General features: G+C 62.6%; 25 protein-coding genes. 12 read left to right on the top strand and 13 right to left on the bottom strand.

Going from position 1 to position 24,387, the window contains the following annotated elements; genetic code table 11:
- Nucleotides 1-158 precede the first annotated feature (158 nt).
- Together IAE39_RS19485 and IAE39_RS19480 are read right to left on the bottom strand one after the other, a co-directional pair.
- Nucleotides 159-485, bottom strand: coding sequence for an AzlD domain-containing protein (locus tag IAE39_RS19485; RefSeq protein WP_201205534.1), 327 nt, complete (start codon nucleotides 483-485; stop codon nucleotides 159-161).
- Nucleotides 482-1,216 (bottom strand): AzlC family ABC transporter permease, encoded by a 735-nt coding sequence (locus tag IAE39_RS19480; protein WP_201205532.1) that lies wholly within the window; start codon nucleotides 1,214-1,216, stop codon nucleotides 482-484. The genes IAE39_RS19485 and IAE39_RS19480 overlap by 4 nt, the downstream gene beginning before the upstream one ends.
- Before the next feature lie 120 nt (nucleotides 1,217-1,336).
- On the opposite strand from IAE39_RS19480, the gene IAE39_RS19475 reads away from it, so the two are divergent.
- Complete coding sequence (locus IAE39_RS19475; RefSeq protein ID WP_201205530.1) at nucleotides 1,337-2,215, top strand: LysR family transcriptional regulator; 879 nt, start codon at nucleotides 1,337-1,339, stop codon at nucleotides 2,213-2,215.
- 171 nt (nucleotides 2,216-2,386) lie between these two features.
- Here IAE39_RS19475 and IAE39_RS19470 read toward each other — a convergent pair whose 3' ends face one another.
- The 3 genes from IAE39_RS19470 to IAE39_RS19460 all read right to left on the bottom strand — a co-directional run bounded on the left by IAE39_RS19470 (nucleotide 2,387) and on the right by IAE39_RS19460 (nucleotide 5,540).
- Nucleotides 2,387-3,334, bottom strand: coding sequence for a dihydrodipicolinate synthase family protein (locus IAE39_RS19470; RefSeq protein WP_201205529.1), 948 nt, complete (start codon nucleotides 3,332-3,334; stop codon nucleotides 2,387-2,389).
- Between the two features lie 37 nt (nucleotides 3,335-3,371).
- Nucleotides 3,372-4,745: a fosfomycin efflux MFS transporter AbaF gene (gene abaF, locus IAE39_RS19465; protein ID WP_328825623.1), complete on the bottom strand. Its 1,374-nt coding sequence runs from the start codon at nucleotides 4,743-4,745 to the stop codon at nucleotides 3,372-3,374.
- Between the two features lie 174 nt (nucleotides 4,746-4,919).
- Nucleotides 4,920-5,540 (bottom strand): GntR family transcriptional regulator, encoded by a 621-nt coding sequence (locus IAE39_RS19460; RefSeq protein WP_201205546.1) that lies wholly within the window; start codon nucleotides 5,538-5,540, stop codon nucleotides 4,920-4,922.
- Nucleotides 5,541-5,811: 271 nt separating this feature from the next.
- On the opposite strand from IAE39_RS19460, the gene IAE39_RS19455 reads away from it, so the two are divergent.
- Nucleotides 5,812-6,810, top strand: a complete 999-nt coding sequence (locus IAE39_RS19455) for a sensor domain-containing diguanylate cyclase (protein ID WP_201205527.1) — start codon at nucleotides 5,812-5,814, stop codon at nucleotides 6,808-6,810.
- A gap of 179 nt (nucleotides 6,811-6,989) precedes the next feature.
- On the opposite strand, the gene lpdA is transcribed toward IAE39_RS19455, so the two are convergent.
- The 4 genes from lpdA to IAE39_RS19435 are packed head-to-tail and all read right to left on the bottom strand — an operon-like array spanning nucleotide 6,990 to nucleotide 11,936.
- On the bottom strand, nucleotides 6,990-8,369 hold the full coding sequence (gene lpdA, locus IAE39_RS19450) for a dihydrolipoyl dehydrogenase (protein ID WP_201205525.1): 1,380 nt from the start codon (nucleotides 8,367-8,369) through the stop codon (nucleotides 6,990-6,992).
- Nucleotides 8,370-8,371: 2 nt separating this feature from the next.
- Entirely contained in the window at nucleotides 8,372-9,643 is a 1,272-nt protein-coding gene (locus IAE39_RS19445; RefSeq protein WP_201205523.1) for a dihydrolipoamide acetyltransferase family protein, read from the bottom strand.
- Complete coding sequence (locus IAE39_RS19440) at nucleotides 9,644-10,702, bottom strand: alpha-ketoacid dehydrogenase subunit beta (protein WP_012273542.1); 1,059 nt, start codon at nucleotides 10,700-10,702, stop codon at nucleotides 9,644-9,646.
- A gap of 1 nt (nucleotide 10,703) precedes the next feature.
- Nucleotides 10,704-11,936 (bottom strand): 3-methyl-2-oxobutanoate dehydrogenase (2-methylpropanoyl-transferring) subunit alpha, encoded by a 1,233-nt coding sequence (locus IAE39_RS19435; RefSeq protein WP_201205521.1) that lies wholly within the window; start codon nucleotides 11,934-11,936, stop codon nucleotides 10,704-10,706.
- Between the two features lie 199 nt (nucleotides 11,937-12,135).
- Between IAE39_RS19435 and bkdR the strand changes: the two genes are divergently transcribed.
- The 3 genes from bkdR to IAE39_RS19420 all read left to right on the top strand — a co-directional run bounded on the left by bkdR (nucleotide 12,136) and on the right by IAE39_RS19420 (nucleotide 15,606).
- Nucleotides 12,136-12,621, top strand: coding sequence for a Bkd operon transcriptional regulator BkdR (gene bkdR, locus IAE39_RS19430; protein WP_003254485.1), 486 nt, complete (start codon nucleotides 12,136-12,138; stop codon nucleotides 12,619-12,621).
- A 274-nt stretch (nucleotides 12,622-12,895) separates the two neighbouring features.
- A complete protein-coding gene (locus IAE39_RS19425) occupies nucleotides 12,896-14,137 on the top strand; it encodes a glutamine synthetase family protein (protein WP_201205544.1) in 1,242 nt (413 codons plus the stop codon).
- A 128-nt stretch (nucleotides 14,138-14,265) separates the two neighbouring features.
- On the top strand, nucleotides 14,266-15,606 hold the full coding sequence (locus IAE39_RS19420) for an MFS transporter (protein ID WP_201205519.1): 1,341 nt from the start codon (nucleotides 14,266-14,268) through the stop codon (nucleotides 15,604-15,606).
- Nucleotides 15,607-15,775: 169 nt separating this feature from the next.
- Here IAE39_RS19420 and IAE39_RS19415 read toward each other — a convergent pair whose 3' ends face one another.
- The 4 genes from IAE39_RS19415 to flgA all read right to left on the bottom strand — a co-directional run bounded on the left by IAE39_RS19415 (nucleotide 15,776) and on the right by flgA (nucleotide 18,347).
- Nucleotides 15,776-16,519, bottom strand: coding sequence for a flagellar brake protein (locus IAE39_RS19415; RefSeq protein ID WP_201205518.1), 744 nt, complete (start codon nucleotides 16,517-16,519; stop codon nucleotides 15,776-15,778).
- Nucleotides 16,520-16,598: 79 nt separating this feature from the next.
- Nucleotides 16,599-17,066, bottom strand: coding sequence for a flagella synthesis protein FlgN (locus IAE39_RS19410; protein ID WP_201205516.1), 468 nt, complete (start codon nucleotides 17,064-17,066; stop codon nucleotides 16,599-16,601).
- A gap of 49 nt (nucleotides 17,067-17,115) precedes the next feature.
- Nucleotides 17,116-17,430, bottom strand: coding sequence for a flagellar biosynthesis anti-sigma factor FlgM (gene flgM / locus IAE39_RS19405; RefSeq protein ID WP_201205514.1), 315 nt, complete (start codon nucleotides 17,428-17,430; stop codon nucleotides 17,116-17,118).
- A gap of 164 nt (nucleotides 17,431-17,594) precedes the next feature.
- Nucleotides 17,595-18,347 (bottom strand): flagellar basal body P-ring formation chaperone FlgA, encoded by a 753-nt coding sequence (flgA, locus tag IAE39_RS19400; RefSeq protein ID WP_201205512.1) that lies wholly within the window; start codon nucleotides 18,345-18,347, stop codon nucleotides 17,595-17,597.
- Between the two features lie 77 nt (nucleotides 18,348-18,424).
- On the opposite strand from flgA, the gene IAE39_RS19395 reads away from it, so the two are divergent.
- The 7 genes from IAE39_RS19395 (at nucleotide 18,425) to IAE39_RS19365 (ending at nucleotide 24,268) form a co-directional block, all read left to right on the top strand.
- Nucleotides 18,425-19,354: a chemotaxis protein CheV gene (locus IAE39_RS19395; protein ID WP_201205510.1), complete on the top strand. Its 930-nt coding sequence runs from the start codon at nucleotides 18,425-18,427 to the stop codon at nucleotides 19,352-19,354.
- 50 nt (nucleotides 19,355-19,404) lie between these two features.
- Nucleotides 19,405-20,232, top strand: coding sequence for a protein-glutamate O-methyltransferase CheR (gene cheR, locus IAE39_RS19390; RefSeq protein ID WP_012273532.1), 828 nt, complete (start codon nucleotides 19,405-19,407; stop codon nucleotides 20,230-20,232).
- Between the two features lie 409 nt (nucleotides 20,233-20,641).
- Complete coding sequence (gene flgB / locus IAE39_RS19385) at nucleotides 20,642-21,052, top strand: flagellar basal body rod protein FlgB (RefSeq protein WP_012051595.1); 411 nt, start codon at nucleotides 20,642-20,644, stop codon at nucleotides 21,050-21,052.
- A gap of 2 nt (nucleotides 21,053-21,054) precedes the next feature.
- Nucleotides 21,055-21,498, top strand: coding sequence for a flagellar basal body rod protein FlgC (flgC, locus tag IAE39_RS19380; RefSeq protein ID WP_201205508.1), 444 nt, complete (start codon nucleotides 21,055-21,057; stop codon nucleotides 21,496-21,498).
- Nucleotides 21,499-21,513: 15 nt separating this feature from the next.
- Nucleotides 21,514-22,218, top strand: coding sequence for a flagellar hook assembly protein FlgD (gene flgD / locus IAE39_RS19375; RefSeq protein ID WP_201205506.1), 705 nt, complete (start codon nucleotides 21,514-21,516; stop codon nucleotides 22,216-22,218).
- 31 nt (nucleotides 22,219-22,249) lie between these two features.
- Complete coding sequence (locus tag IAE39_RS19370) at nucleotides 22,250-24,007, top strand: flagellar hook-basal body complex protein (RefSeq protein ID WP_201205504.1); 1,758 nt, start codon at nucleotides 22,250-22,252, stop codon at nucleotides 24,005-24,007.
- A gap of 72 nt (nucleotides 24,008-24,079) precedes the next feature.
- Nucleotides 24,080-24,268 carry a hypothetical protein gene (locus IAE39_RS19365; RefSeq protein ID WP_201205502.1) on the top strand — a complete coding sequence of 63 codons (189 nt, stop codon included), beginning with the start codon at nucleotides 24,080-24,082 and terminating at the stop codon, nucleotides 24,266-24,268.
- Nucleotides 24,269-24,387 lie beyond the last annotated feature (119 nt).

The following is a 24,387-nucleotide window of genomic DNA, read 5'->3' as shown; positions in this document are numbered from 1 at the left end:
AACATCCTGCCGATTTTTCCTGAGGGCTGTCATGCCTCAGGGCGAACTGCAAAACCTGTGGGAGCGGGTTCACCCGCGAAAAATGCAACGCGGTGCATGGCACCGGCTGTGCCGGTGTTCGCGGGTGAACCCGCTCCTACAGGGGATTTGGCAAATGCCTACATCCCCCAGTGCTTCAACGCCCACAACACCCCCATCCCCACCACCAGCGTCAGCAGCGTACTGCGCGTGCGCCATGCTACCAGCGCGGCCAGCACCGCCGCCGGGATCTGCGGGTTCATCCAGTCAAACCCGGCATGCCGGTCGGGGAACACCACTGCCGGCAATACCAGTGCTGCCAGTACGCTGGCCGGCACATACGCCAGCGCACGGCGAAACAGCGGGGGGATGCGCAACACCGTGTGCAGTTCAATGAACGACAGGCGTATGGCAAAGGTACCCAGGCCGATCAGGGCGAAGGTTATCCATTGGGTCGTTTCGCTCATGATGCTTCCTGCTCGCTGTTGGCTTCAGGCATTGCCTGCGGTTTTTTCCAGCTCTCGATGGCCAGCCCGGCGCTGATGCCGCCCAGCGCGCCGGCCATCAGGCCGAGGTTGTAGGGCAGGTCGGCAGCCAGCACGGCGAGTACACCACCGGTCAGTGCCGCGCCAAGCGTGGGCGCATTGCGAATGCCGGGTATCAGCAGGGCCAGGAACGACAACGGGATGGCAAAGCCCAGCGACCAGTCTTCGGGGATGCTGGCGCCCAGGTACATGCCCGCCAGCACCGAGAGGTTCCAGCCAAAGAACATGGTGATGGCGGTACCGGCATAGTAAGGGTAGGCATGCTGGCCGAGCCCGTCCGAACCTGCCTTCAGCGTACACAAGGCAAACGACTGGTCAGACAACAAGTAGGCCATCGGCCATTTGTGCCGGCGTGGCAGCTGGCCCAGGTGCGGGGCCAGGCTGGCGCTGTACATCAGGAAGCGCAGGTTGATTACCAGCGCGGTCACCACCATGGTCACCGGCAGTGCGGCGTTCTGCATCAGCTGCATGACCACCATCTGCGCCGACCCGGAGTAGAACAGCAAGGTCATGCCGATGGCATCGGCCGGCGACAGGCCCATGCCGATTGCAGTGACCCCGGTAATCAGGCCGAAGGGCACGATGCCGGAGGTCAGGGGCATGGCGCTGTGGACACCTTGCCTGAATGCATGGGGCCCGCTTGGAGAGTGCATTTGAGTTCCTTGAAAATGTGCAGTGATGCGCGTTGGACAGCTTCACGGTACTGCGCGTGACAGCTGGCTACAACGTCAGATTTCTGGAATAGTAGGCCTAAAAAAAATAGGCCTGACATCGTGTATCTCGACAGCCCCACGCGGCACTCGCTGCAACTCAATGCCTTGCGCGCCTTCGAAGCATCCGCCCGCCTGGGTGGCTTTGCCCGTGCTGCCCTTGAACTCAAGGTGACCCCGGGTGCTATCGCCGCCCTGGTCAAGACCCTGGAAAGCGAATACGGCGCTGCCTTGTTCGAGCGCCATGCCAAGGGTGTGCGCCTGACGCCCTTGGGCGAAAGCGTGAAAGCCCAGTTCACCGAAGCCTTCGACGCCGTGGAAGCGGCGGCACGCACGCTGCGGCGCCTGGCTGCACCGCAAAGGGTGCATATCGTGACTTCGCCGGCGCTGGCGCAGTTGTGGATCGGGCCCCGCCTGCCGGAGCTGACCCGCCTGCTGGCACCCATCGAAATCTCTGTGACCGCTGTGGATGAGCCGCCCAACCTGAAACGCAGCCCCTTTGACCTGTGCCTGTTCTACACCGAGAAGCCTGAACGCTGGCAGCGCCGGATTGCCACGGAGGAAATTTTGCCCGTGTGCGTACCGGCATTGGCGGCCGGCCTCACCAGGCCCGAGGACCTTGCCGACGCGCGCTGCATCGCCGACGTGGGCTGGAACGACTGGGCGGTGTGGAGCAATGCGGTGATACCCGGGCATAAGTTTGTCGCCCGTGGGCCGGGCTTTTCCCTGTACTCGATCGCCCTGCAACAGGCGCTGCTGGCAGCCGGGGTGCTGATGGGGCGCAGAAGCCTGGTGCAGCGTTACCTGGACAGCGGCGAGCTGGTTGCACCGGTTGATTGTGCGGTGCCCTTGGGCATGAGCATCGTCGCCTGGCGGCTGCCGGGGGCCAAGGGCAACCAGGTGGTGGCTGCGGTGGAAGAGGCGTTGTTGCATCTGGCTTGACCTGCTGGCACCTCCGAACAGTTGACGCAAGCCATGTAGGAGCGGCCTTGTGTCGCGATCGGGCTGCGCAGCAGCCCCGGCAATTCATGCGTCTGCGCGAAAATCCCGGGGCTGCTGCGCAGCCCTTTCGCGACGCAAGGCCGCTCCTACAAGAGTCCGCGCAGGGCAGAATCAGGCCAGGTTCTGCTCGGCCGACCAGCTGGCGTACCAGCTGCGGAACAGCCCGTACTGCTGCTCGGCATAGTTGCGCTGGGCATCCGTCAGTGCGTCGGTTTCGTTGAAGTGCAGGCTGTACTCGGTATCGCCGTTGAGCACCATCAGGTGCTTGTAGTACAGCACCAGGTCGCAGCCTTCATCGAACGACGACAGCACCGCCAGCGCCGCTTCCAGCTCGCGCGCCAGGCGCCGGGCACGGGCGTCGCCCTTGGCGGCCTGCTTGCTCAGGCTCACCAGTTGCAGCACTTCGCGTGGCAGGGCGTTGCCGATGCCGGTGATGGCGCCGGTGGCGTTGCAGTTGACGAAGCCATGCACCACTTGGGTGTCGACGCCGACCATCAGGGTCACGTCATCATCCTTGGAGGTGATGTGCTCGGCGGCGTAGCGCAGGTCGGCACCGCCGCCGAATTCCTTGAAGCCGATCAGGTTGGGGAACGCGCTGCGCAGTTCGAAGAACAGGTCGGCGCGGGTGGCGAAGCCGTAGTAAGGGCTGTTGTAGATCACCGCCGGCAGCTTCGGCGCTGCGGCGAGGATGGCCGAGAAGTGGTGCTTCTGGGCGATCAGCGAGGCGCCGCGGCTGAGTACGCGGGGGATGACCATCAGGCCGGCGGCGCCAACCTTGGCGGCGTGGGCGGCGTGCGAAACGGCTTCACGGGTGTTCACCGCGCCGGTGCCGACGATGGTCGGGATGCCGGCGGCGACCAGGCGCGCCACGCCCTCCTGGCGCTCGGCCTCGGTCAGCAGCGGCCAGTCGCCCATCGAGCCGCAGTACACCACCGCGCTCATGCCGGCCTCGATCAGTTCGCGGCCCTTGCGCACCAGGGCTTCGAAGTCCGGCTTGCGCTCGGCGGTGCACGGGGTCATCAGGGCGGGCATGGTGCCGGTGAAGATGTTGTTGGTCATGTTCGTTACCTCGGGATTTGTCGTTGTTGTAGGTTGCTTAGCGGCCGGCGTTGCGGGCCACGGATTCTTCGTCAACCGCGCGCAGCGACTTGCCGCGGGTTTCCTTGGCGGCCGCCACGGCCACGATCGAGATGGCCGCCGCCGCGACCAGGTACCAGGCGATGGGGGTGGAGCTGTTGTATTCCTTGAGCAGGGTCACGGCGATCAGCGGCGCCAGCGAGCCGGCCAGGATCGGCGCAACCTGGTAGCACAGCGACAGTGCGGTGTAGCGCACGTGGGTGGGGAACAGTTCGGCCATCAGCGCAGAGTAGGGCGCGTAGGTCATCGATTCGATGGCCAGGCCCAGGGTGATTGCTGCCATGATCAGCCAGTCATTGCCGGTGTCCATCATCGGGAAACCGACAAAGCCCCAGAACGCGGTGAGCACGGCGCCGATCAGGTACACCGGCTTGCGGCCGATGATGTCCGACAGGTAGCCCATGGCCGGGATCATGAAGAAGTGCAGCAGGTGGGCGCCGAACATCAGCAGCAGGATCTGCGAAGTGTCTTTGTGCACCACCAGTTTCAGGTAGGTGATGGAGAAGGTGACGACGGTGTAATAGAGGATGTTTTCGGCGAAGCGTGCGCCAATGCCGATCAGCACTTCGCGCCAGTATTTGGTAACCACTTCCACCACGCCCAGTTGCTGGCTTTCCAGCTTCTGCTGCTTGGCCTGGGCCTCTTTGAAGATCGGTGCATCGTCAACCCGGGTGCGGATCCAGTAGCCGATCAGCACCACCACTGCCGAGAACCAGAACGCCACACGCCAGCCCCAGTCAAGGAACTGTGCCTCGCTCAGGTTGGACGACAACAGCAGCAGGATGATGGTGGCGATCAGGTTGCCGGCCGGTACCCCCGCCTGCGGCCAACTGGCCCAGAAGCCGCGGCGGTTGTCCGGGCTGTGTTCGGACACCAGCAGCACCGCGCCGCCCCATTCGCCACCGAAGGCAAAGCCCTGGATCAGGCGCAGCACCACCAGCAGGATGGGCGCGGCATAGCCGATGCGTTCGAAGGTGGGCAGGCAGCCCATCAGAAAGGTGGTTATCCCCACCACGATCAGGCTGATCTGCAGCAGGTACTTGCGGCCAACCTTGTCGCCGTAGTGGCCGAACACCAGGCCACCGATGGGGCGGGCCAGAAAGCCCACGGCGTAGAGGGCAAAGGCGGCGATGATGCCGTCCATGGCACTGCCAGTCTGGCGGAAGAACAACTGGCCGAAGACCAGCGCCGAGGCGGTGCCGTACAGGAAAAACTCATACCACTCGGCGACTGCGCCGGCCATGGCCGCAGCTACCACACGCTTGATGCCCGCAGGGGCTTTGTCTGCTGCTTTTGCGACATTCACCGATGCCGCCGAAGAGGGTGTGGCCATGGTTTTGCACTCCGATACGTAATTATTGGAAGAAGGAGTAGGCAGCGCGGCGCAGGCAAAACCGGCGCCGCTGATTCCTTATATGGTATTTCGTATACGATATCTAGATAAGCAAGAACGAAGCCAAGCATGCTGTGCCGCGGTGGTAATCAGTGCGAGGGAGTAAGGGGCTGCTCAGTTTTGGGGCAGGTGCTCGTAAAGGCTCTGGCACACCCCATTGATGTGCTCTTCGATCAACCGTGCCGCCAGCTCCACATCACGCGCGCGGCAGGCAGCAACGATGTCGCGGTGTTCGTGATCGGCGCGCTGCTTGCCCGCCGACAGGCTCATCTGCATGCGCAGGTAACGTTCCACCTTGTCGTGGATCGAACGGATCAGGCCAAGCAGATAGGGCCGGCGCGCCGGTTCGTACAGGCAGGCATGCAGCGCCCAGTTGAGGTCGGCCCAGCGGCCAACATCATCCTCGCCAATGAACTCCGCGCAAATGGCTTCGGCGCGGGCAAAGTGCTGTTCGGTCATGTTGGGGATCGCCAGGCGAATTGCCTTTACCTCCAGCAACACTCGAACCTCGAACATCTGCGCCAGCTCCGGCTCCGAAATACGGGTGACCAGCGCGCCACGGTTGCGATGGAAGTCCACCAGCCCTTCCGCCTCCAGGCGTTTCAGGGCTTCGCGCACCGGGATCTTGCTGACGTTGAAGGCCTGTGCCACTTCGTCCTGGCGCACCGGTTCGCCTTCAGCGAGCTGGCCCGAGATGATGGCCTCGCGCAGGTGCTTGGCAATGATTTCCGACATCGAGGGCGTTGCACCCAGGTCGGTGGCTTTGAAAGACGGCAGCGGCACGGGAAATTCCAGCAATAGGCAATGCGGATATCTTATACGAAACGCCTTGCCAGCCCAGACGCATTTAAAAAATGAACACTAGGGCGCTGGAGCTATTCCGGTCGTGACACGCTGGGCATATGCTTGCCCCGTCAGAGGCATGATCTTGCCGCCTGCGGCAAATTACACATTGTCGGCAGCCCCTTGATGGGAGCGCAGTTGCTGGGCATCAGGGAGAGCGTCCATGAATCAGGAAACCAGGCCGGCCCCAGCCGGCTTCAGTGAACAGCAGTTGCACACCTTGTTCGAGTTGATCAGCGATGGCATCTGGGACTGGAATGCCAACACCGGCTACGTCTACCGCAACCCCGGCTGGTACGCCATGCTCGGCTACTCCAGCCACTCCATGGCCAATTCGGTCTTCACCTGGGAGAGTGTCATTCACCCTGAGGACTACCCACGGGTGATGGCGCATTTCGAGGCCTACATTGGCCAGCGCAATGAGCGCTACCGCATCGAATACCGTTGCCGCTGCCAGGATGGCAGTTACCTGTGGATCGAAGACAGCGGCCATATCATCGCCCATAACGAAGACGGCTCGGTGGCGCGCATGCTTGGCGCGCACCGCAATATCGACCCGGGCAAGCGCCTGGTGGCGCAGCTGGAACAGAAGAACCAGTCCCTGGAAAGCCAGGTGGCCGATCGCACCCGCGAGCTGTCCTGGGTGAACCAGCAGTTGCAGCGGCAGCTGGACGAAAACCGTGAACTGGCCGAACGTGATGCCTTGACCCGTATCGCCAACCGTTACCGGCTGGAGAAGGTGTTGCAGCTGGAATGCCAACGCGCCCAGCGTTTCCGTCAGCCGTTGTCGCTGATCGCCATGGACATGGATGATTTCAAGCCGATCAACGACCGCTATGGCCATGCCCGTGGCGATGCGGCGCTGGTGCGGGTGGCGGAAAACCTGCGCACCTGCCTGCGTGAGCTGGACCTGCTGGCGCGCTGGGGCGGTGACGAGTTTGTGATCGTGCTGCCGCAGACCACCTTGGGCGAGGCAATGGATGTTGCTGGGCGCTTGCGCCAGGTGATGGAGCAGCTGGAGCCGGTGGGTGAATGCCGGCTGACCATGAGCTACGGCGTGGTGCAGCGGGAAGAGGGGGAGGACCAGCATGCACTGCTGGGGCGGGCGGACAAGGCGCTGTACCGGGCCAAGGGTAATGGCAAGAACGTCATAGCCGAGTAGCCTGTGCCGGCCTCTTCGCGGGTGAACCCGCTCCCACAGGGACACCACAGTTTTTGAATACTGTGTTCTACCTGTGGGAGCGGGTTCACCCGCGAAGAGGCCGGCACTGACTCATGAATAAAAAAGACCCGCGGCGCCTCACGGCGCAGCGGGCCAAATCGGCCTTGGCCGCTTCAGTGTCAGATATGCAGGGCGTGGCCCAAGGCGCGCAATGCCGCTTCCTGTACCGCCTCACCCAGCGTTGGGTGGGCATGGATGGTACCGGCCACATCCTCCAGGCACGCGCCCATCTCCAGTGACTGGGCAAACGCGGTGGACAGCTCGGAAACCGCCACGCCCACCGCCTGCCACCCCAGGATCAGGTGGTTGTCCCGGCGCGCCACCACGCGCACGAAACCGCTTTTCGCTTCCAGGCTCATGGCCCGCCCGTTAGCGGCGAACGGGAACTGCGCGACGATGCAGTCCAGGCCTTGCTGGCTGGCCTGCTCCGGGGTCTTGCCGACCACTACCACTTCCGGGTCGGTGAAACACACCGCAGCTATTGCCGCAGGCTCGAAACGGCGGGCCTTGCCGGCGATGATTTCGGCCACCATTTCGCCCTGGGCCATGGCCCGGTGCGCCAGCATCGGCTCGCCGGCCACGTCGCCAATGGCCCAGACGTTGTGCATGCTGGTCTGGCAGCGCTCGTCGATGGCGATGGCCGCGCCGTTCATCTTCAGGTCCAGGCATTCCAGGTTGAAGCCTTTGGTGCGTGGGCGGCGGCCTACCGCAACCAGTACCTGGTCGGCCTCTAAGCGCAGTTGCCCGCCATTGCCGTCATTGGCCAGCAGGCAGCCATTTTCGTACCCCTCGACGCTATGGCCCAGGTGCAGGGCGATGCCCAGCTTCTTCAGCGACTCGGCCACCGGCGCGGTCAGCTCGCTGTCGTAGGTCGGCAGGATGCGCTCGCGCGCTTCCACCACGCTGACCCGCGCGCCCAGCTTGCGGTAGGCAATGCCCAGCTCCAGGCCGATATAGCCACCGCCCACCACCACCAGGTGTTGCGGCAGGGCTTTCGGTGCCAGGGCTTCGGTTGAGGAAATTACCGGCCCGCCCAGCGGCAGCATCGGCAGCTCGACGCTGCTGGAGCCAGTGGCCAGCAACAGGTGTTCGCACTGGATGCGCTGGCCATCGACCTCGACCTGCTTGCCATCGAGCACCTTGGCCCAGCCATGCACCACTTTCACCCCGTGCTTTTTCAGCAGGGCCGCAACACCGGTGGTCAGGCGGTCGACAATGCCGTCCTTCCACGCCACGCTCTGGCCAATGTCCAGGCGCGGCGAAGCCACACTGATGCCCAGCGGCGAGGGTTGGGTAAAGCGCGAAGCCTGGTGGAACTGCTCGGCCACGTGGATCAGTGCCTTGGACGGGATGCAGCCGATGTTCAGGCAGGTACCGCCCAGCGCCTGGCCTTCCACCAGCACGGTCGGAATGCCCAGTTGCCCGGCGCGGATGGCGGCCACGTAGCCGCCAGGGCCGCCGCCGATAATCAGCAGGGTAGTCTGGATAGTCTGTTGCATGCTCACTCCACGAACAGGCAGGCGGGTTGTTCGAGCAGGCCACGCACGGCCTGGATGAACAGTGCGGCGTCCATGCCATCGACCACGCGGTGGTCGAACGAGCTGGACAGGTTCATCATCTTGCGCACGACGATCTGGCCGTCGATCACCACCGGCCGCTCGACCATGCGGTTGACGCCGACGATCGCCACTTCCGGGGTGTTGACCACCGGTGTGCTGACGATACCGCCCAGCGCGCCAAGGCTGGTCAGGGTTATGGTCGAGCCAGACAGCTCTTCGCGGCCGGCCTTGTTGTTGCGCGCAGCGTGCGCCAGGCGCGAGATCTCGCCAGCGTTGCTCCACAGGCTGCCGGCTTCGGCATGGCGCAGCACCGGTACCATCAGGCCGTTGTCACCCTGGGTGGCGATGCCCACATGCACCGCGCCATGGCGGGTGATGATCTGCGCTTCGTCGTCATAGGTGGCGTTGATCTGCGGGAAGTCACGCAAAGCCACGACCAGTGCGCGCACCAGGAACGGCAGCAGGGTCAGCTTGCCACGGCTGTCGCCATGCTTGCTGTTGAGTTGCTGGCGCAGGGCTTCCAGGGCGGTGACGTCGATTTCTTCCACGTAGCTGAAGTGTGCGACCCGGCGCTTGGCGTCCTGCATGCGCTGGGCGATCTTGCGGCGCAGGCCGATTACCGGTACCTGCTGGCTGTCGGTGCGCTTGGCATAGCCATTCGAAGCCTGCCCGCCACTGCTTTGCGGCTTGCTCATGAAGGCGTCGAGGTCTTCATGCAGGATGCGCCCGGCCGGGCCGCTGCCATGCACGTAACGCAGTTCGATACCGGCATCCAGGGCGCGCTTGCGCACGGCGGGCGAGGCCAGTGGCTTGTCGCCCGGCTGGCGCGGCACGATCGGGGCTGCCTCGTGGTTGGCAGGCGCCTGGTACGCTGCGGGTTTTACTTCCTGCTGTGGCGCTGGCTTTGCCGCCACAGGGGCAGCAGCGGCCTCGACCGCTTTGGCCGTTGGCACATCCACATGGTTGCCGCTGCCTTCCACTTCGATGCGGATCAGCTCGCTGCCGACCGCCATCACTTCACCCGGCTGGCCACCCAGGGCCAGCACCTTGCCGCTGACCGGCGAAGGGATTTCCACGGTGGCCTTGTCGGTCATGACGTCGGCCACCACCTGGTCCTCGGCGATGATGTCGCCGACCTTGACGAACCATTCCACCAACTCGACCTGCGCGATGCCTTCGCCAATGTCCGGCATCTTGATGACGTGCGTGCCCATTCAGACCTCCATGACCTTTTTCAGTGCCGCACCTACCCGCGAAGGCCCTGGGAAGTAAGCCCATTCCTGTGCGTGAGGGTAGGGGGTGTCCCAGCCGGTGACGCGCTCGATCGGCGCCTCCAGGTGGTGGAAGCAGTGCTCCTGCACCAGCGACACCAGTTCGGCGCCGAAGCCGCAGGTACGGGTGGCCTCGTGCACCACCACGCAACGGCCGGTCTTTTTCACCGACTCGACGATGGTGTCCAGGTCCAGCGGCCACAGGCTGCGCAGGTCGATCACTTCGGCATCCACGCCGCTTTCTTCGGCGGCCACCTGGGCCACGTACACGGTGGTGCCGTAGGTGAGCACGGTCACGTCATTGCCTGGGCGGGTAATGGCGGCCTTGTCCAGCGGTACGGTGTAGTAACCGTCGGGCACGGCACTGTGCGGGTGCTTCGACCACGGGGTAACCGGGCGGTCGTGGTGGCCGTCGAACGGGCCGTTGTACAGGCGCTTGGGCTCCAGGAAGATCACCGGGTCGTCGCATTCGATCGAGGCAATCAGCAAGCCTTTGGCGTCATACGGGTTGGACGGCATGACCGTGCGCAGGCCGCACACCTGAGTGAACATCGCTTCTGGGCTCTGGCTGTGGGTCTGGCCGCCATAGATGCCGCCACCGCAAGGCATGCGCAGGGTCAGCGGGGCGATGAACTCACCGGCCGAACGGTAACGCAGGCGCGCCATCTCGGAGACGATCTGGTCGGAAGCCGGGTAGAAGTAGTCGGCGAACTGGATTTCCACCACCGGGCGCAGGCCGTAGGCGCCCATGCCTACGGCGGTGCCGACGATGCCGCTCTCGGAGATCGGTGCGTCGAACACACGCGACTTGCCGTACTTGGTCTGCAGGCCCTCGGTGCAGCGGAACACGCCGCCGAAGTAACCGACATCCTGGCCGTACACCACTACATTGTCGTCGCGCTCAAGCATGACATCCATGGCCGAGCGCAGGGCCTGGATCATGGTCATGGTGGTGGTGGCCATGGCGGTTTCCGGGTTGATGCTGTTGTTGTGGTCGTTCATCTCAAACCCCCAGTTCCTGGCGCTGACGGCGCAGGTGGTCGGGCATTTCCTTGTACACGTCCTCGAACATCGAGGCGGCGCTCGGGATGTGGCCGTTGGCCAGGGTGCCGTACTGTTCGGCTTCCTTCTGCGCGGCAATGACCGCGGCTTCGAACTCGGCCGTGGTGGCCTGGTGTTCTTCCTCGGACCAGTGGCCGATCTTGATCAGGTGTTGCTTCAGGCGGGCGATCGGGTCGCCCAGCGGGAAGTGGCTCCAGTCATCGGCGGGGCGGTACTTGGACGGGTCGTCGGAGGTCGAGTGCGGGCCGGCACGGTAGGTGACCCACTCGATCAGGCTTGGGCCAAGGCCACGGCGGGCACGTTCGGCGGCCCAGCGCGAAGCGGCGTACACAGCGACGAAGTCGTTGCCGTCAACCCGCAGCGAAGCAATGCCACAACCCACGCCACGGCCGGCGAAGGTGGTCGACTCGCCACCGGCAATGGCCTGGAAAGTGGAGATGGCCCATTGGTTGTTGACCACGTTGAGGATCACCGGGGCGCGGTACACGTGGGCGAAGGTGAGGGCGGTGTGGAAGTCCGATTCGGCGGTGGCGCCGTCGCCGATCCACGCCGAGGCAATCTTGGTATCGCCCTTGATGGCCGACGCCATGGCCCAACCGACGGCCTGCACGAACTGGGTCGCCAGGTTACCGCTGATGGTGAAGAAGCCGGCCTCGCGCACCGAGTACATGATCGGCAGCTGGCGGCCCTTGAGCGGGTCACGCTCGTTGGACAGCAACTGGCAGATCATTTCGACCAGCGACACGTCGCGGGCCATCAGGATGCTTTGCTGGCGGTAGGTCGGGAAGCACATGTCGGTGCGGTTAAGCGCCAGTGCCTGACCGCTGCCGATGGCTTCTTCGCCCAGGCTCTGCATGTAGAAGGACATTTTCTTCTGGCGCTGGGCAACCACCATGCGGCTGTCGAAAATGCGCGTCTTGAGCATGGCGCGCATGCCCTGGCGGAGAACTTGCGGGTCGATGTCTTCGGCCCATGGGCCTTGTGCGTTGCCTTGCTCATCGAGCACGCGGACCAGGCTGTAGGACAGGTCGGCGGTGTCGGCAGCATCGACATCGACTGGGGGTTTACGGGCTTGACCTGCGTCGTTCAGGCGCAGGTAGGAGAAATCGGTCTGGCAGCCTGGCCGGCCGGTAGGCTCGGGCACATGCAAACGCAGGGGGGCGTACTCGTTCATGCTTTTTACGCTCGCTCGGGGTATTTGTTTTTGTGAGCTCTGAAGCGGCCGCCGCTGAGTACCGGCTTGTGACTGGTAAGTCAGCGTCCCCTACATCTTAGTGGCCCGGCAGGAGAATTTTTCTCTCAAGTTGATTGCCTTTGCTGTGCGGGGCAGATAAACATTCCGCATAAACATAAAAAACCGGTGATTTTGTCTCATGCGCAAACTCGATCGTACCGATATCGGCATTCTCAACAGCCTGCAGGAGAACGCCCGCATCACCAACGCCGAGCTGGCACGCTCGGTAAACCTGTCGCCCACGCCCTGTTTCAACCGGGTGCGGGCCATGGAGGAACTGGGGGTGATCCGCCAGCAGGTGACCTTGCTGTCGCCCGAAGTGCTGGGGCTGGATGTGAATGTGTTCATACATGTCAGCCTGGAAAAACAGGTGGAGCAGTCGCTGCACCGTTTCGAGGAAGAAATTGCCGAGCGGCCCGAGGTGATGGAGTGCTACCTGATGACGGGGGACCCGGACTACCTGCTGCGGGTGCTGTTGCCGAGCATTCAGGCGCTGGAGCGGTTTCTCGACTACCTGACGCGGTTGCCGGGGGTGGCCAACATTCGGTCGAGCTTTGCCTTGAAGCAGGTACGCTACAAGACGGCCTTGCCGTTGCCGGCCAATGGCATGACTTTGCGGGAATAAGGGTTGCCTGTGCCGGCCTCTTCGCGGGTAAACCCGCTCCCACATGTACAACACAATGTTCAAAACCTGTGCGGTCCCTGTGGGAGCGGGTTCACCCGCGAAGAGGCCGGCACAGGTAATAAAACGGCTGCTTGATATTTTAAACACCCCCAGCCTATGTTGTTGTCAGCCTACAACAACAAGGACAAGCGTCATGAGCACCGCTCAGCTCCAGGGCATCGATGAAATCGAATGCGTCACCCCCGACCTCAATGGCGTCCCGCGCGGCAAGGTGATGACCGCTGAAGGTTTCCTCGAAGGCCGCCGCCTGCAGATGGCCCGGGGTGTACTGCTGCAATGCATCATGGGCGGCTACCCGCCGGCAAAATTCTACGGCAGCGACGACGGTGACCTGGCGCTGGTGGCCGAACCCAGCCAGGTCCATCGCCTGCCCTGGAGCAGTGACGGCCGTGCCCTGGCCATTTGCGATGCCAACGAGCTGGATGGCCGGCCTTCGGCGTTGTCCACCCGTGGCCAGCTCAAGGCGGTAATCGCCCGCTATGCAGCGCTGGGCCTGGCGCCGGTGGTGGCGACCGAGCTGGAGTTCTTCGTCTTTGCCCCCAACAGCGACCCGCTGCAGCCGTTCCAGCCACCGCTGGGTATCGACGGCCGCCGCGAGCTGGGCCATTCGGCATTCAGCGTCAGCTCCAACAATGGCCTGCGCCCGTTCTTCAACGAGGTCTACCAGTGCATGGCCGCGCTGGGCCTGCCGCGCGATACCTTCATGCACGAAATGGGCGTCAGCCAGTTCGAGATCAACTTGCTGCACGGCGACCCGCTGCTGCTCGCCGACCAGACCTTCCTGTTCAAGCACCTGCTCAAGGAAGTGGCACTCAAGCACGGCTTGATCGTGGTATGCATGGCCAAGCCGCTGGCGCACACGCCCGGCAGCTCCATGCACATTCACCAGAGCCTGGTGGAGGTGGCCAGCGGGCGTAACGTGTTCAGCGACGAGCAAGGCCTGGCGACCGACACCTTCCACCACTTCATTGGCGGTTTGCAGGCGTGCCTGGCCGACTTCACCGCGCTGTTCGCGCCCAACGTCAACTCCTACCAGCGCCTGTGCCACCCCTACGCCTCACCGAACAACGCCTGTTGGTCCGAAGACAACCGCGCCGCTGGCCTGCGTATCCCGGCCAGTGCGCCGGTGGCGCGGCGGGTGGAAAACCGCCTGCCCGGCGCCGATGCCAACCCGTACCTGGCCATCGCCGCCAGCCTGGCCGCCGGGCTGCACGGCATTGAACAGCGCCTGCAGCCGTCGCCAGCGATTCAGGGCGAGTTCGAAGTGCCGGAGCACCTGAGCCTGCCGTGCACCTTGCATGCAGCGCTCGAACGCCTCAAACGCAGCGTGCTGGCGCGGGAACTGTTCGGCAGCGAGTTCATCGAAGGCTACATCGCCAGCAAGACCCTGGAGCTGACGGATTTCTTCGACGAGATCACCCCGTGGGAGCGCCGGGTGCTGGCGGCACAGGCCTGATCGCGACACGACCTGCACCGGACACGCCCCCGCAGCGGCAATTCGCTTGAGGGGGCCTGCGCCGGGATGTTTTTGCCCTTATGCTGCTAGCACCCCCGCCACCTGATCAAGGGAGCTTCACGGGACCTATGCGAAATATATGGAAGCCGTTTCAGTCGTTGTATTTCGCCGCGCTGATGATGTTGATCGGCTCGGGCCTGCTCAGTACCTACCTGGCCCTGCGCCTGGCCGCCGACCATGTCGACAGCCTGTGGATTGGTGCGCTGATGGCCGCCAACTACTTCGGCCTGGCGCTGGGCGGCAAGGTTGGCCACCGGTTGATCGGCCGGGTCGGGCACATACGCGCTTATGCCACCTGCGCCGGGATCGTCGGCGCGGCGGTGCTCGGCCATGGCCTGACCAGCTGGTTGCCGGCCTGGGTCGGGCTGCGCATGATCGTCGGCCTGGGCATGATGTGCCAGTACATGGTCATCGAGAGCTGGCTTAACGAGCAGGCTGATGTGAAGCACCGCGGCGCGGTGTTCAGCGGCTATATGATTGCCTCGTACCTGGGCCTGGTGCTTGGCCAACTGATCCTGGTCGTGCACCCGGCGCTTGGCCCGGAGCTGCTGATGCTGGTAGCGATGTGCTTTGCCCTGTGCCTGGTGCCGGTGGCGATGACCCGGCGCATTCACCCGGCGCCGTTGCGCCCGGCCCCCATGGAGCCGAAGTTCTTCATCAAGCGGGTGCCGCAGTCGCTTAGCACGGTATTGGGTTCCGGGCTGATCGTCGGCTCGTTCTACGGCCTGGCGCCGTTGTATGCCTCCAGCCAGGGCATGACCACCGAGCAGATCGGTCTGTTCATGGGTAGCTGCATCTTTGCCGGCCTGCTGGTGCAATGGCCGCTGGGCTGGTTGTCGGACCGCTATGACCGCGCGGTGCTGATCCGCAGCGTGGCGGTAGGCCTGGCGCTAGCGGCTGCGCCGCTGGCGATATTACCCAGCGTGCCGCTGGAATTGCTGTTCGGCATCGGCTTCCTGATTTCCTTGCTGCAGTTCTGCCTGTACCCGCTGGCGGTGGCGTTTTCCAACGACCATGTGGAAAGCGAGCGGCGGGTCTCGTTGACCGCGATGCTGCTGGTGACCTACGGCGTGGGCGCCTGTATCGGGCCATTGGCGGCTGGCGTGCTGATGAAGGTGCTGGGGCCGCAGATGCTGTATGCCTTCTTTGTGTTCTTTGCGCTGGTGCTGGTGTGGCGCATCCGGCCGAAGGCGGTTACCGGGCTGCACCAGGTGCAGGACGCGCCGTTGGGCCACGTGGCAATGCCGGCGGCCGGTTCGCCGTTGTCGGCTGCGCTGGACCCACGGGTGGATGAGCAGACGGTGCAGGATGTGATGCAGGCACCGGTGGCGGCGGAGGATACCGAGGCGGAAGAGAAGGGGGCCGAGCAACAGGCGCCCGAGCCTGAAGAAGTGAGCAAGTCGGTGTAAGCCTATGCCGGCCTATTCGCGGGTAAACCCGCTCCCACAGGTACGGGGCTGCTCTCAGGCCTGATGCGATCCCTGTGGGAGCGGGTTTACCCGCGAATAGGCCAGCACTGGAGAGCACAAATGAAAACGCCACCTCAAAAGGTGGCGTTTCTGCTTTACAAGCCAACGATCAATAGTCGTCCTTGTCAAACCGCCGCGCCTCACGCTGCAGCTGGTACACAAAGCTCTCGATCTTGCGCTGTGCCTGCCCGCTGAGGTTGTGGAAGCGCACCCCGGCAAAGGTGGTGTTGATGCGCTCTTCATAGTGCAGGTGGCGCAGCTCGACCATGGTATCGACCAGGCCCAGCGGGTTGCCTGCCTTGAAGCGCTCATACACCTGGCCCAGTTGCAGGCGGTCTTCGACATTGCCCTCGAAGCGCAGCTTGCAGCCGGTGGCGGAGATATCCAGCAACTTGCCACGCAGGGCGCCGTTGCCCTTGAGGTGGGTGCCATCAAGGATGATGTCGACCAGCTGCGACAGCTTCAGCGCGGCGCGGAAGGCGTTGCGGCGCTGGTGGTAGGTCATCTCGAGCGGCAGGGCCCCGCTGTAGCAGCGGTGGCCGTTGACTTCGCTGACCTTCAGTTCGTGGTCGCACTCCCAGGCGATGCGCACGCCATCGTGGAAGCCTTCGACGCGAAAGTGCTCGCCGTTCTCGATGAACTTCTCGCCGTCACGGGGGATCATCTCGTCCAGCGCCAGGGTGTTGCTTTCACGGTCCACGTGCACCACGTAGCTCTGGAAGCGCTGGCTGCGGTCATGGAAGGTGATGATCAGGGGGTCGTGGCTTTCCTGCAGTTGCCGCAAGTTGGCCGCAATCTCCAGGGGGGTGCTCAGCACCTTTGGCGGTTGCGGGGCATCGGATTCATTGAACACGGCTTATCGTTCTCCAGGCAAAAGCAACACACGCAAGTAACGGCATTTTGCCAGTATGTTCCGTGCCTTGACAGAAAAATCAGACTTGGCTGAGGGCCCTTGGCTTGGCCAGCAGCGAGGTACCGCCGCGGCTGTCGTACAGTGACGGCGAATCGCCGCCCTGAAGGATGCGAATCTGGTTGTTGGTGACGTGTTGTTGCACCTGGATGATGCGGCCATTGGTCTCGTTGACTTGTTGGCATGCCTGCATCAATTGGCTGATGACATCGAGTTGCTGCAGCAGCAGTTCACCATTCGGCGATTGGGCCGCCACTGCCTCCACGCCGGCACGATCGGGGCTCAGGCCAAGGCTGGTAAGCAGGTTATTGCGCCGCAGGCCTTGCTGTTCCAGCAGCACGATCAATGACTGCTTGCGGGCCAGGATGTTTTCCAGTGGCGCCATATCGCGGCCATGAAGCGCAACGGCCTCTCTCTGCAGGATATCGAGCAGCTCCTGCAGGGGTGCAATGTCATCTTCGATCAGTTGCAGCAAGGTGGTGTCGTGCATGGCTAACTCTTGGCTTTTCTAGCGTCCGTGAAGTCAGCGCGCCGTACGGTCAGCGCTGGGCTTCGAAATCGAGCAGTTTGCTGGCGACCCGGCCGGCATCGACCTGGTAGCTGCCGTCGGCGATTGCCTGTTTCAACTGGGCCACGCGGGCGCTGTTGACTACCGGCTCGTCGCGCAGCTTGTCGCTGATCTTTTGCAACTGCTGGGCCTCTTGGCTGAGGTGTACCGCTTCTCCGCTGGCGCCGGTGTCTTTCACCGCTTCCTGGCTGGCTGCCGGTTTTTCGGCGCTGCCGGGCGCGGTGTTGCCGCGCACGCCGCCCGTGACGGACGGAGAGTTATTCAAACGACTGAAGTCGATGACCATGATCAGAAACCTCTGGGTATTTGGACGCTTGCCTTGTTTTCGGCCAACCCGAAAGAAACTTTAGGCACAAATGCATAGCCGCCTGTCAGCAAGCTCGCGAACCCGTGTTCTGACACAGTTTAGAAAAAGCCGTTCCTCACCGCCAGCGCATTCTGGCGGCCGGCTTACATACTGACCTCGACCTGGCCCGGGCCGGTAACCCTGGCCTTGACCACCCGTTTGGAATTGAGGTTGCGTACCCTTATCTGCTCGCTCAGGCCGCCTTTGCTCAGGGCCTCGCCGGGCATGCGCACGCTCAGGCTGCCGCTGCGGGCGATGATCACCACCTGGTCACCTTTGCGCACCACCTCGGCCTGTTCCAGGTGCTGCGGGGTGAGCACCTGGTCGATCACCGTGGGGCGCAGCATCTTCATGCCCACCGCCTGGTCCAGTTCGCTGAGGAAGCCCTGGCCCAGTGTGCCCACATCACGCTCGCGCAGCGCCACGTCGCCTTCGCCCACTTCGTTGCCGCGTTTGAGCGGGCGGGTGACCACTACCACATCGCGGAACAGCCGCACGGTGGCCGGCACGAATACCGTCCACGGGGCGCTACCGTCGCAGCGGACCCGCACCGTCACCCGGCCCAGCGGCTGAGAGGGGCTTTCCAGCGAGGCGTCCAGTTGCTGGCTGCACAACGGCATGCGCAGGCGTGGGTCCAGCGAGTTGACCTGGATTTCATAACGGCCGGCGGTCTGGGTGGTGGCCAGGTAATCTTCGACGGTGAATTCAAGAAACCCTTGGGTGACACCGATAAGCTGTTCAGGCAAGGTAAACGCGTCCGCTACCGTGCGCACGCCGGGCAGCAGCAGGCACAGCGTGGCCAGCGAGCCAGTCAGCAGGCGCGTCAATCGTCGGAAAAATGTCGTTTTCGTGTGCATGACGCTCAAAAAAGCAAAGCCCGTGCCGACTCGCTACCTGAGTTGCAACGAAAGGCTGAAAAGTAAAGGAGTCTGGCATGGCGGGTGTTATGGATTCGGTCAACCAGCGCACGCAGCTGGTGGGGCAGAATCGCCTGGAGTTGCTGCTGTTCCGCCTCAATGGCGAACAGCTATACGGCATCAACGTATTCAAGGTCAGGGAAGTGCTGCAATGCCCTGCGCTGACCCTGCTGCCCAAGGCGCACCCGGTGGTGCGTGGGGTTGCCAACATTCGCGGGGCGACCATCCCGATCCTCGACTTGTCGATGGCTACCGGGTTGCGTCCGCTGCAGGAAGACACGCGCAAGAGCTTCGTGATCATCACCGAGTACAACACCAAGACCCAGGGTTTCCTGGTGCACTCGGTGGAGCGCATCGTCAACATGAACTGGGAAGAGATCCATCCGCCACCCAAGGGCACTGGCCGTGACCATTACCTGACGGCGGTCACCCGGGTGGACAACCGCATGGTCGAAATCATCGACGTGGAGAAAGTGCTGGCCGAAGTGTCGCCGTCGTCCGAATCGGTGTCGGCCGGGGTGATCGATGCCGAGGTGCAGGACAAGGCCGTGCTGATGCGGGTGCTGACCGTCGACGACTCGTCGGTGGCGCGCAAGCAGGTCAGCCGTTGCCTGCAGACCGTAGGTGTGGAAGTGGTGGCGCTCAATGACGGCCGTCAGGCCCTGAACTACCTGCGCCAGCTGGTGGACGAGGGCAAAAAGCCGGAAGAAGAGTTCCTGATGATGATCTCGGACATTGAGATGCCGGAAATGGACGGCTATACGCTAACGGCGGAGATCCGCAGCGACCCGCACATGCAAAAATTGCACATCTGCCTGCATACTTCGCTTTCCGGGGTGTTCAACCAGGCAATGGTCAAGAAGGTCGGCGCCGATGACTTCCTGGCCAAGTTCAAGCCGGACGACCTGGCCCAGCGGGTGGTCGACCGGATCAAGGCAGCGCATTGAAGCAGCCGGGGAAGCCCCCCGGCACCAGTGATTGAAAAGAGGCGGCAGTAGTGTCTACGGGTAATTTGGATTTCGAACAGTTCCGGGTCTTCCTGGAAAAAGCCTGTGGCATCTTGCTGGGCGAGAATAAGCAGTACCTGGTTTCCAGCCGTCTCAACAAGCTGATGGAACAACAGGGCATCAAGAGCCTGGGCGAGCTGGTGCAGCGCATCCAGGCCCAGCCGCGTGGCGGTTTGCGCGAGCAGGTGGTCGATGCGATGACCACCAACGAGACCTTGTGGTTCCGCGACACCTACCCGTTCGAAGTGCTGAAGAACAAGGTCATCCCCGAGTTCATCCGCAACAACCCTGGCCAGCGCCTGCGCATGTGGTCGGCGGCCTGCTCGTCGGGGCAGGAGCCTTACTCCATCTCGATGGCCATCGACGAGTTCGAGCGCAGCAACCTCGGCCAGCTGAAGATGGGCGCGCAGATCGTTGCCACCGACTTGTCCGGCACCATGCTGAACAACTGCAAGACCGGTGAGTACGACAGCCTGGCGATTGCCCGCGGGTTGTCGCAGGAGCGCCTGCAGCGCTACTTCGACCCCAAGGGGCCGGGGCGCTGGGCGGTCAAGCCGGCGATACGCAGCCGCGTCGAGTTCCGCTCGTTCAACCTGCTCGACAGCTACGCCAGCCTGGGCAAGTTCGACATCGTGTTCTGCCGCAACGTGCTGATCTATTTTTCGGCGCAGGTGAAGCGGGACATCCTGCTGCGCATTCACAGCACCTTGAAGCCGGGGGGCTACCTGTTCCTTGGTGCCTCGGAGGCATTGAACGGGTTGCCGGACCATTACCAGATGGTGCAGTGCAGCCCGGGGATTATCTACCAGGCCAAGTGAACCAGAAGCCGGCAGCGAAAGTTGCCGGTTTTTTGTTTGCCTGTGCGGGCCTCTTCGCGGGTAAACCCGCTCCCACAGGTTATGCACCACCCTTGAGGGCAGCGCTGCACCGCTCCCACAGGTTATGCACCACCCCTGAGGGCAGCGGTGTCCCTGTGGGAGCGGGTTTACCCGCGAAGAGGCCCGCCCAGGCAACAACACGGACGTCAATTTTTTGTTTTGCCGCTTTTGCCACCCGGCAATTGCCGCTTTCGCCGCCCAAGGCGGAAGGGCTTTGCCGCTTTTCTGGCATCACGCTGACAGTACCCTACCGCTAAAGCCCATAAACACGGGCTTTGCAGTGGTTGGCACAGCCCTTGCTATACCTTGCTCAACGAAATTCCGGTCAACCTCTGAAGGTTTCCCCGACATGAGCATCAGCTTCGACAAGGCGCTTGGTATCCACGAAAAGGCCCTGGGCTTCCGCGCCCAGCGCGCCGAAGTGCTGGCCAACAACATCGCCAACGCCGACACGCCCAACTACAAGGCGCGTGACATGGACTTCTCTTCGGTGCTGGCCGCCGAAACCAGCAAGCAGCAAGGCGGCCGCTTCGCCATGGACCGTACCAACAGCCGGCACATCGAAGCCGAAGGCCTGGCCATCGCCGCTGACGATACGCTCAAGTACCGCACGCCGCTGCAGCCTTCGATCGACCAGAACACCGTTGACGCGCAGATCGAGCAATCGAACTACACCGAAAACGCCATTGGCTTCCAGGCCAGCTTCACGTTGCTCAACAGTAAATTCAAAGGGCTGGTTTCCGCCCTGCGGGGAGAATGACCATGTCCCTTTCCAGCGTTTTCAACATTGCCGGTAGCGGCATGAGTGCGCAGAACACGCGCCTGAACACCGTGGCCTCGAACATCGCCAACGCCGAGACCGTGTCGTCGAGCATCGACCAGACCTACCGTGCCCGCCACCCGGTATTCGCCACCACCTTCCAGGCTGCGCAGGCCGGCACCAGCCAGTCGCTGTTCGAGGACCAGGGCGAAGCAGGGCAGGGCGTGCAGGTAAAAGGCATCGTCGAAGACCAGAGCACCCTCGAGGCCCGCTACGAGCCGAACCACCCGGCAGCGAACAAGGACGGCTACGTCTACTACCCGAACGTCAACGTGGTCGAGGAGATGGCTGACATGATCTCTGCCAGCCGCGCGTTCCAGACCAACGCCGAGCTGATGAATACGGCCAAGAGCATGATGCAGAAAGTGCTGACCCTCGGGCAGTGATAAGGAATCCGAACCATGGCAATCGACACCAACGGTGTGAACCTTAACGACGTGCTGTCCGCCTCGGGCGTAGGTACCAACACCAAGAAGACCACCGATACGGCATCCAAAACCGGCAACGATGCGCTCGGCAAAGATGCGTTCCTGCAGTTGCTGGTGACTCAGATGCAGCACCAGAACCCGCTTGATCCGCAGGACAACAGCGAGTTCGTTGCCCAGTTGGCGCAGTTCAGCAGCCTGGAAGGCATTACCTCGCTGAACGAATCGGTCACCAGCATCACCAATGCCATGGCCTCGTCCCAAGCACTGCAGGCGTCGTCGCTGGTGGGCAGGTCGGTGGTGGTGCAGAACGACAAAGCCGTGGTCGACACTGCCGAAAGCTTCAATGCGCAGTTTGTGGTGCCGCAAGCAATCAGCGAAGCGAAGATCACCATCAAGGACAAGGACGGCAACACCGTCAAGACCATCGAAGTGGGTGAGCAGAAAGCGGGTTATGCAGATTTCATCTGGGACGGCACCAACGACAGCGGCGAGAAGGTCGACCCGGGCACTTATACCTTCGCCGCCAGCACCACGGTGGATGGCAAGACGGTGCAGATGAACACCTTGCTGCCGGCCAAGGTAACCAGCGTCAGCTTCAACGCCACCGGCGAAATGGTCCTCAACCTTGCCGGTGTTGGCAAAGTATCCCTCTCCGACGTGCAAACCATCGGTATCTAAGGCCCGCTAGAGCGGCAAAAGGAGCGAATTCATGTCTTTCAATATCGGCCTTAGCGGTCTGTACGCAGCCAACAAACAGCTGGACGTTACCGGCAACAACATTGCCAACGTCAATACCACTGGCTTCAAGTCGTCGCGCGCCGAGTTCGCCGACGTCTACTCGGGCGCCAACCGCTTGGGCGTAGGCAAGAACCAGGTGGGGGGTGGTGTGCGTCTGGCCAACATTTCCCAGCAGTTCAAGCAAGGCGACATCAACACCACGGGCAACGTGCTGGACATGGGCATCCAGGGGCAGGGTTTCTTCGTGCTGTCTGACAATGGCTCGCGCGTGTACACCCGTGCCGGTGCTTTCCAGCCTGACAAAAACAATTTCGTGGTCACCTCGGACGGGCTGCGCTTGCAGGGCTATGCGGCCGATGGCACCGGGAAGATTCAAAAGGGTGTATTGACTGACCTGAAGATCGACACGTCGGCACTGCAGCCCAAGGCGACCTCGCTGATTGATCAGGGCATCAACCTGAACTCGTCTGCAACGTCGATCCCGTTCCAGGTGTACGACAACACCACGCCGCCAACCATGGCGGCGTTCGACCCGGCTGACCCGAGCACTTATCAGCGTGCCACCACCAGCACGGTGCAGGATGCCGATGGTGTCGATCACACCATGCAGCAGTTCTACCGCAAGACCGGCACCAACGAATGGACCATGTATACCTTGATCGATGGGCGCAACCCGTACGATCCAGGTAGCACTACGCCGCTTTCCGGCACTGTCGATTACAACAGCGATGGCACCATCAGCGCCATGACGGCGAGCACGACCGGTGTGCCTGCAGGTGCGTCCTATACCGTCAAGAACGGTGGTTTCAGCATTGATGGATGGGTGCCGGCAACCCAGGACCCTGTCAGTGGTGACTGGGTAGCCAGTGGTGCGGCAGGCACTGTTCAGGACCAGGGTGTGACCTCGCCGGCATTGGTGGCGAACAAGCCTTTCGATCCGTCCGATGAATCTACCTACACCCGCTCGTTCCCTACCAAGGTGTATGACAGCCAGGGTAACGAGCACACGATGGAGCAGTTCTACCGCAAGACCGGGACCAATGAGTGGACCATGTATACCCTGGTGGACGGGCGTAATCCGTTCGACCCGGCTAGCACTCAGCCATTGACCGGTACCATCAATTTCAACAGTGATGGCTCGGTCAACTCAATGACTGCGGACAACACGGGTCACCCGGCGGGTTCGTCGTTCACCGTCGTCAATAATACGTTCAGCATGATTGGATGGGTGCCGGCGGCCGAGGATGCATCGGGCAACTGGAGCTCCAATGGTGCGGTGGGTGATGAGGCGGGCATGAAAATGTCGATGGCCAGCACCACCTCCTACAACACCGAAACTGCGCGCATGTCGCAGTCGCAGGATGGGTATGCCACCGGTATTCTGTCCAACCTGAGCATCGATGCCACGGGCGTATTGTTTGCAACCTTCAGTAATGGGCAATCCCGGGCTGTTGGCCAGGTTGCGCTGGCCAGCTTTGCCAACGAGCAAGGTTTGCAGCAGATCGGTGGTACCCGCTGGACCGAAACCTACAACTCGGGCATTCCTGGTATCGACTCGCCTAAAACAGGCACGTTGGGTGCTATCGAGTCCAACTCGCTGGAAGGCTCGAACGTCAACCTGACCCAAGAGCTGGTCGAGCTGATCAAGGCGCAAAGCAACTACCAGGCGAACGCCAAGACCATTTCGACTGAAAGCACCATCATGCAAACCATCATTCAGATGGCGTGATGCCCGCTGATTGATCGTGTGCAAGCGAACCCCTTTCTCGTGAAGGGGTTCGTCGTTTTTGCAGGAGGTACCATGCGTAAGCTGTTAGCGGCATTACTGGCCCTGCTTTGCCTGTGCCAGGCACACGCGGGGCCCGCGCCCTACTGGCGTTGGGAGAGCAAAGTCGATGGGCGCCTGATATGTGCGCAGGTGTCACCGGGTGATGGATGGAAGCGCTTCAACGGGCCTTACAACAATGCCCGGTGTCGCGATCACCTGTAGGTGATTCCTCGCAAGCGGTTCGCATACCCTATGGGAGCAACTGTCTTGCATATCTCTCCTGGCCAGGGCTGGCCCTTGTAGGAGCGGCCTTGTGTCGCGATGGGCTGCGCAGCAGCCCC

Source organism: Pseudomonas sp. S37 (assembly GCF_016658545.1).
Classification (GTDB): Bacteria; Pseudomonadota; Gammaproteobacteria; order Pseudomonadales; family Pseudomonadaceae; genus Aquipseudomonas.
The sequence above is the reverse complement of the archived record's forward strand: the minus strand, read 5'-3'. Positions and strand labels throughout refer to the sequence as shown.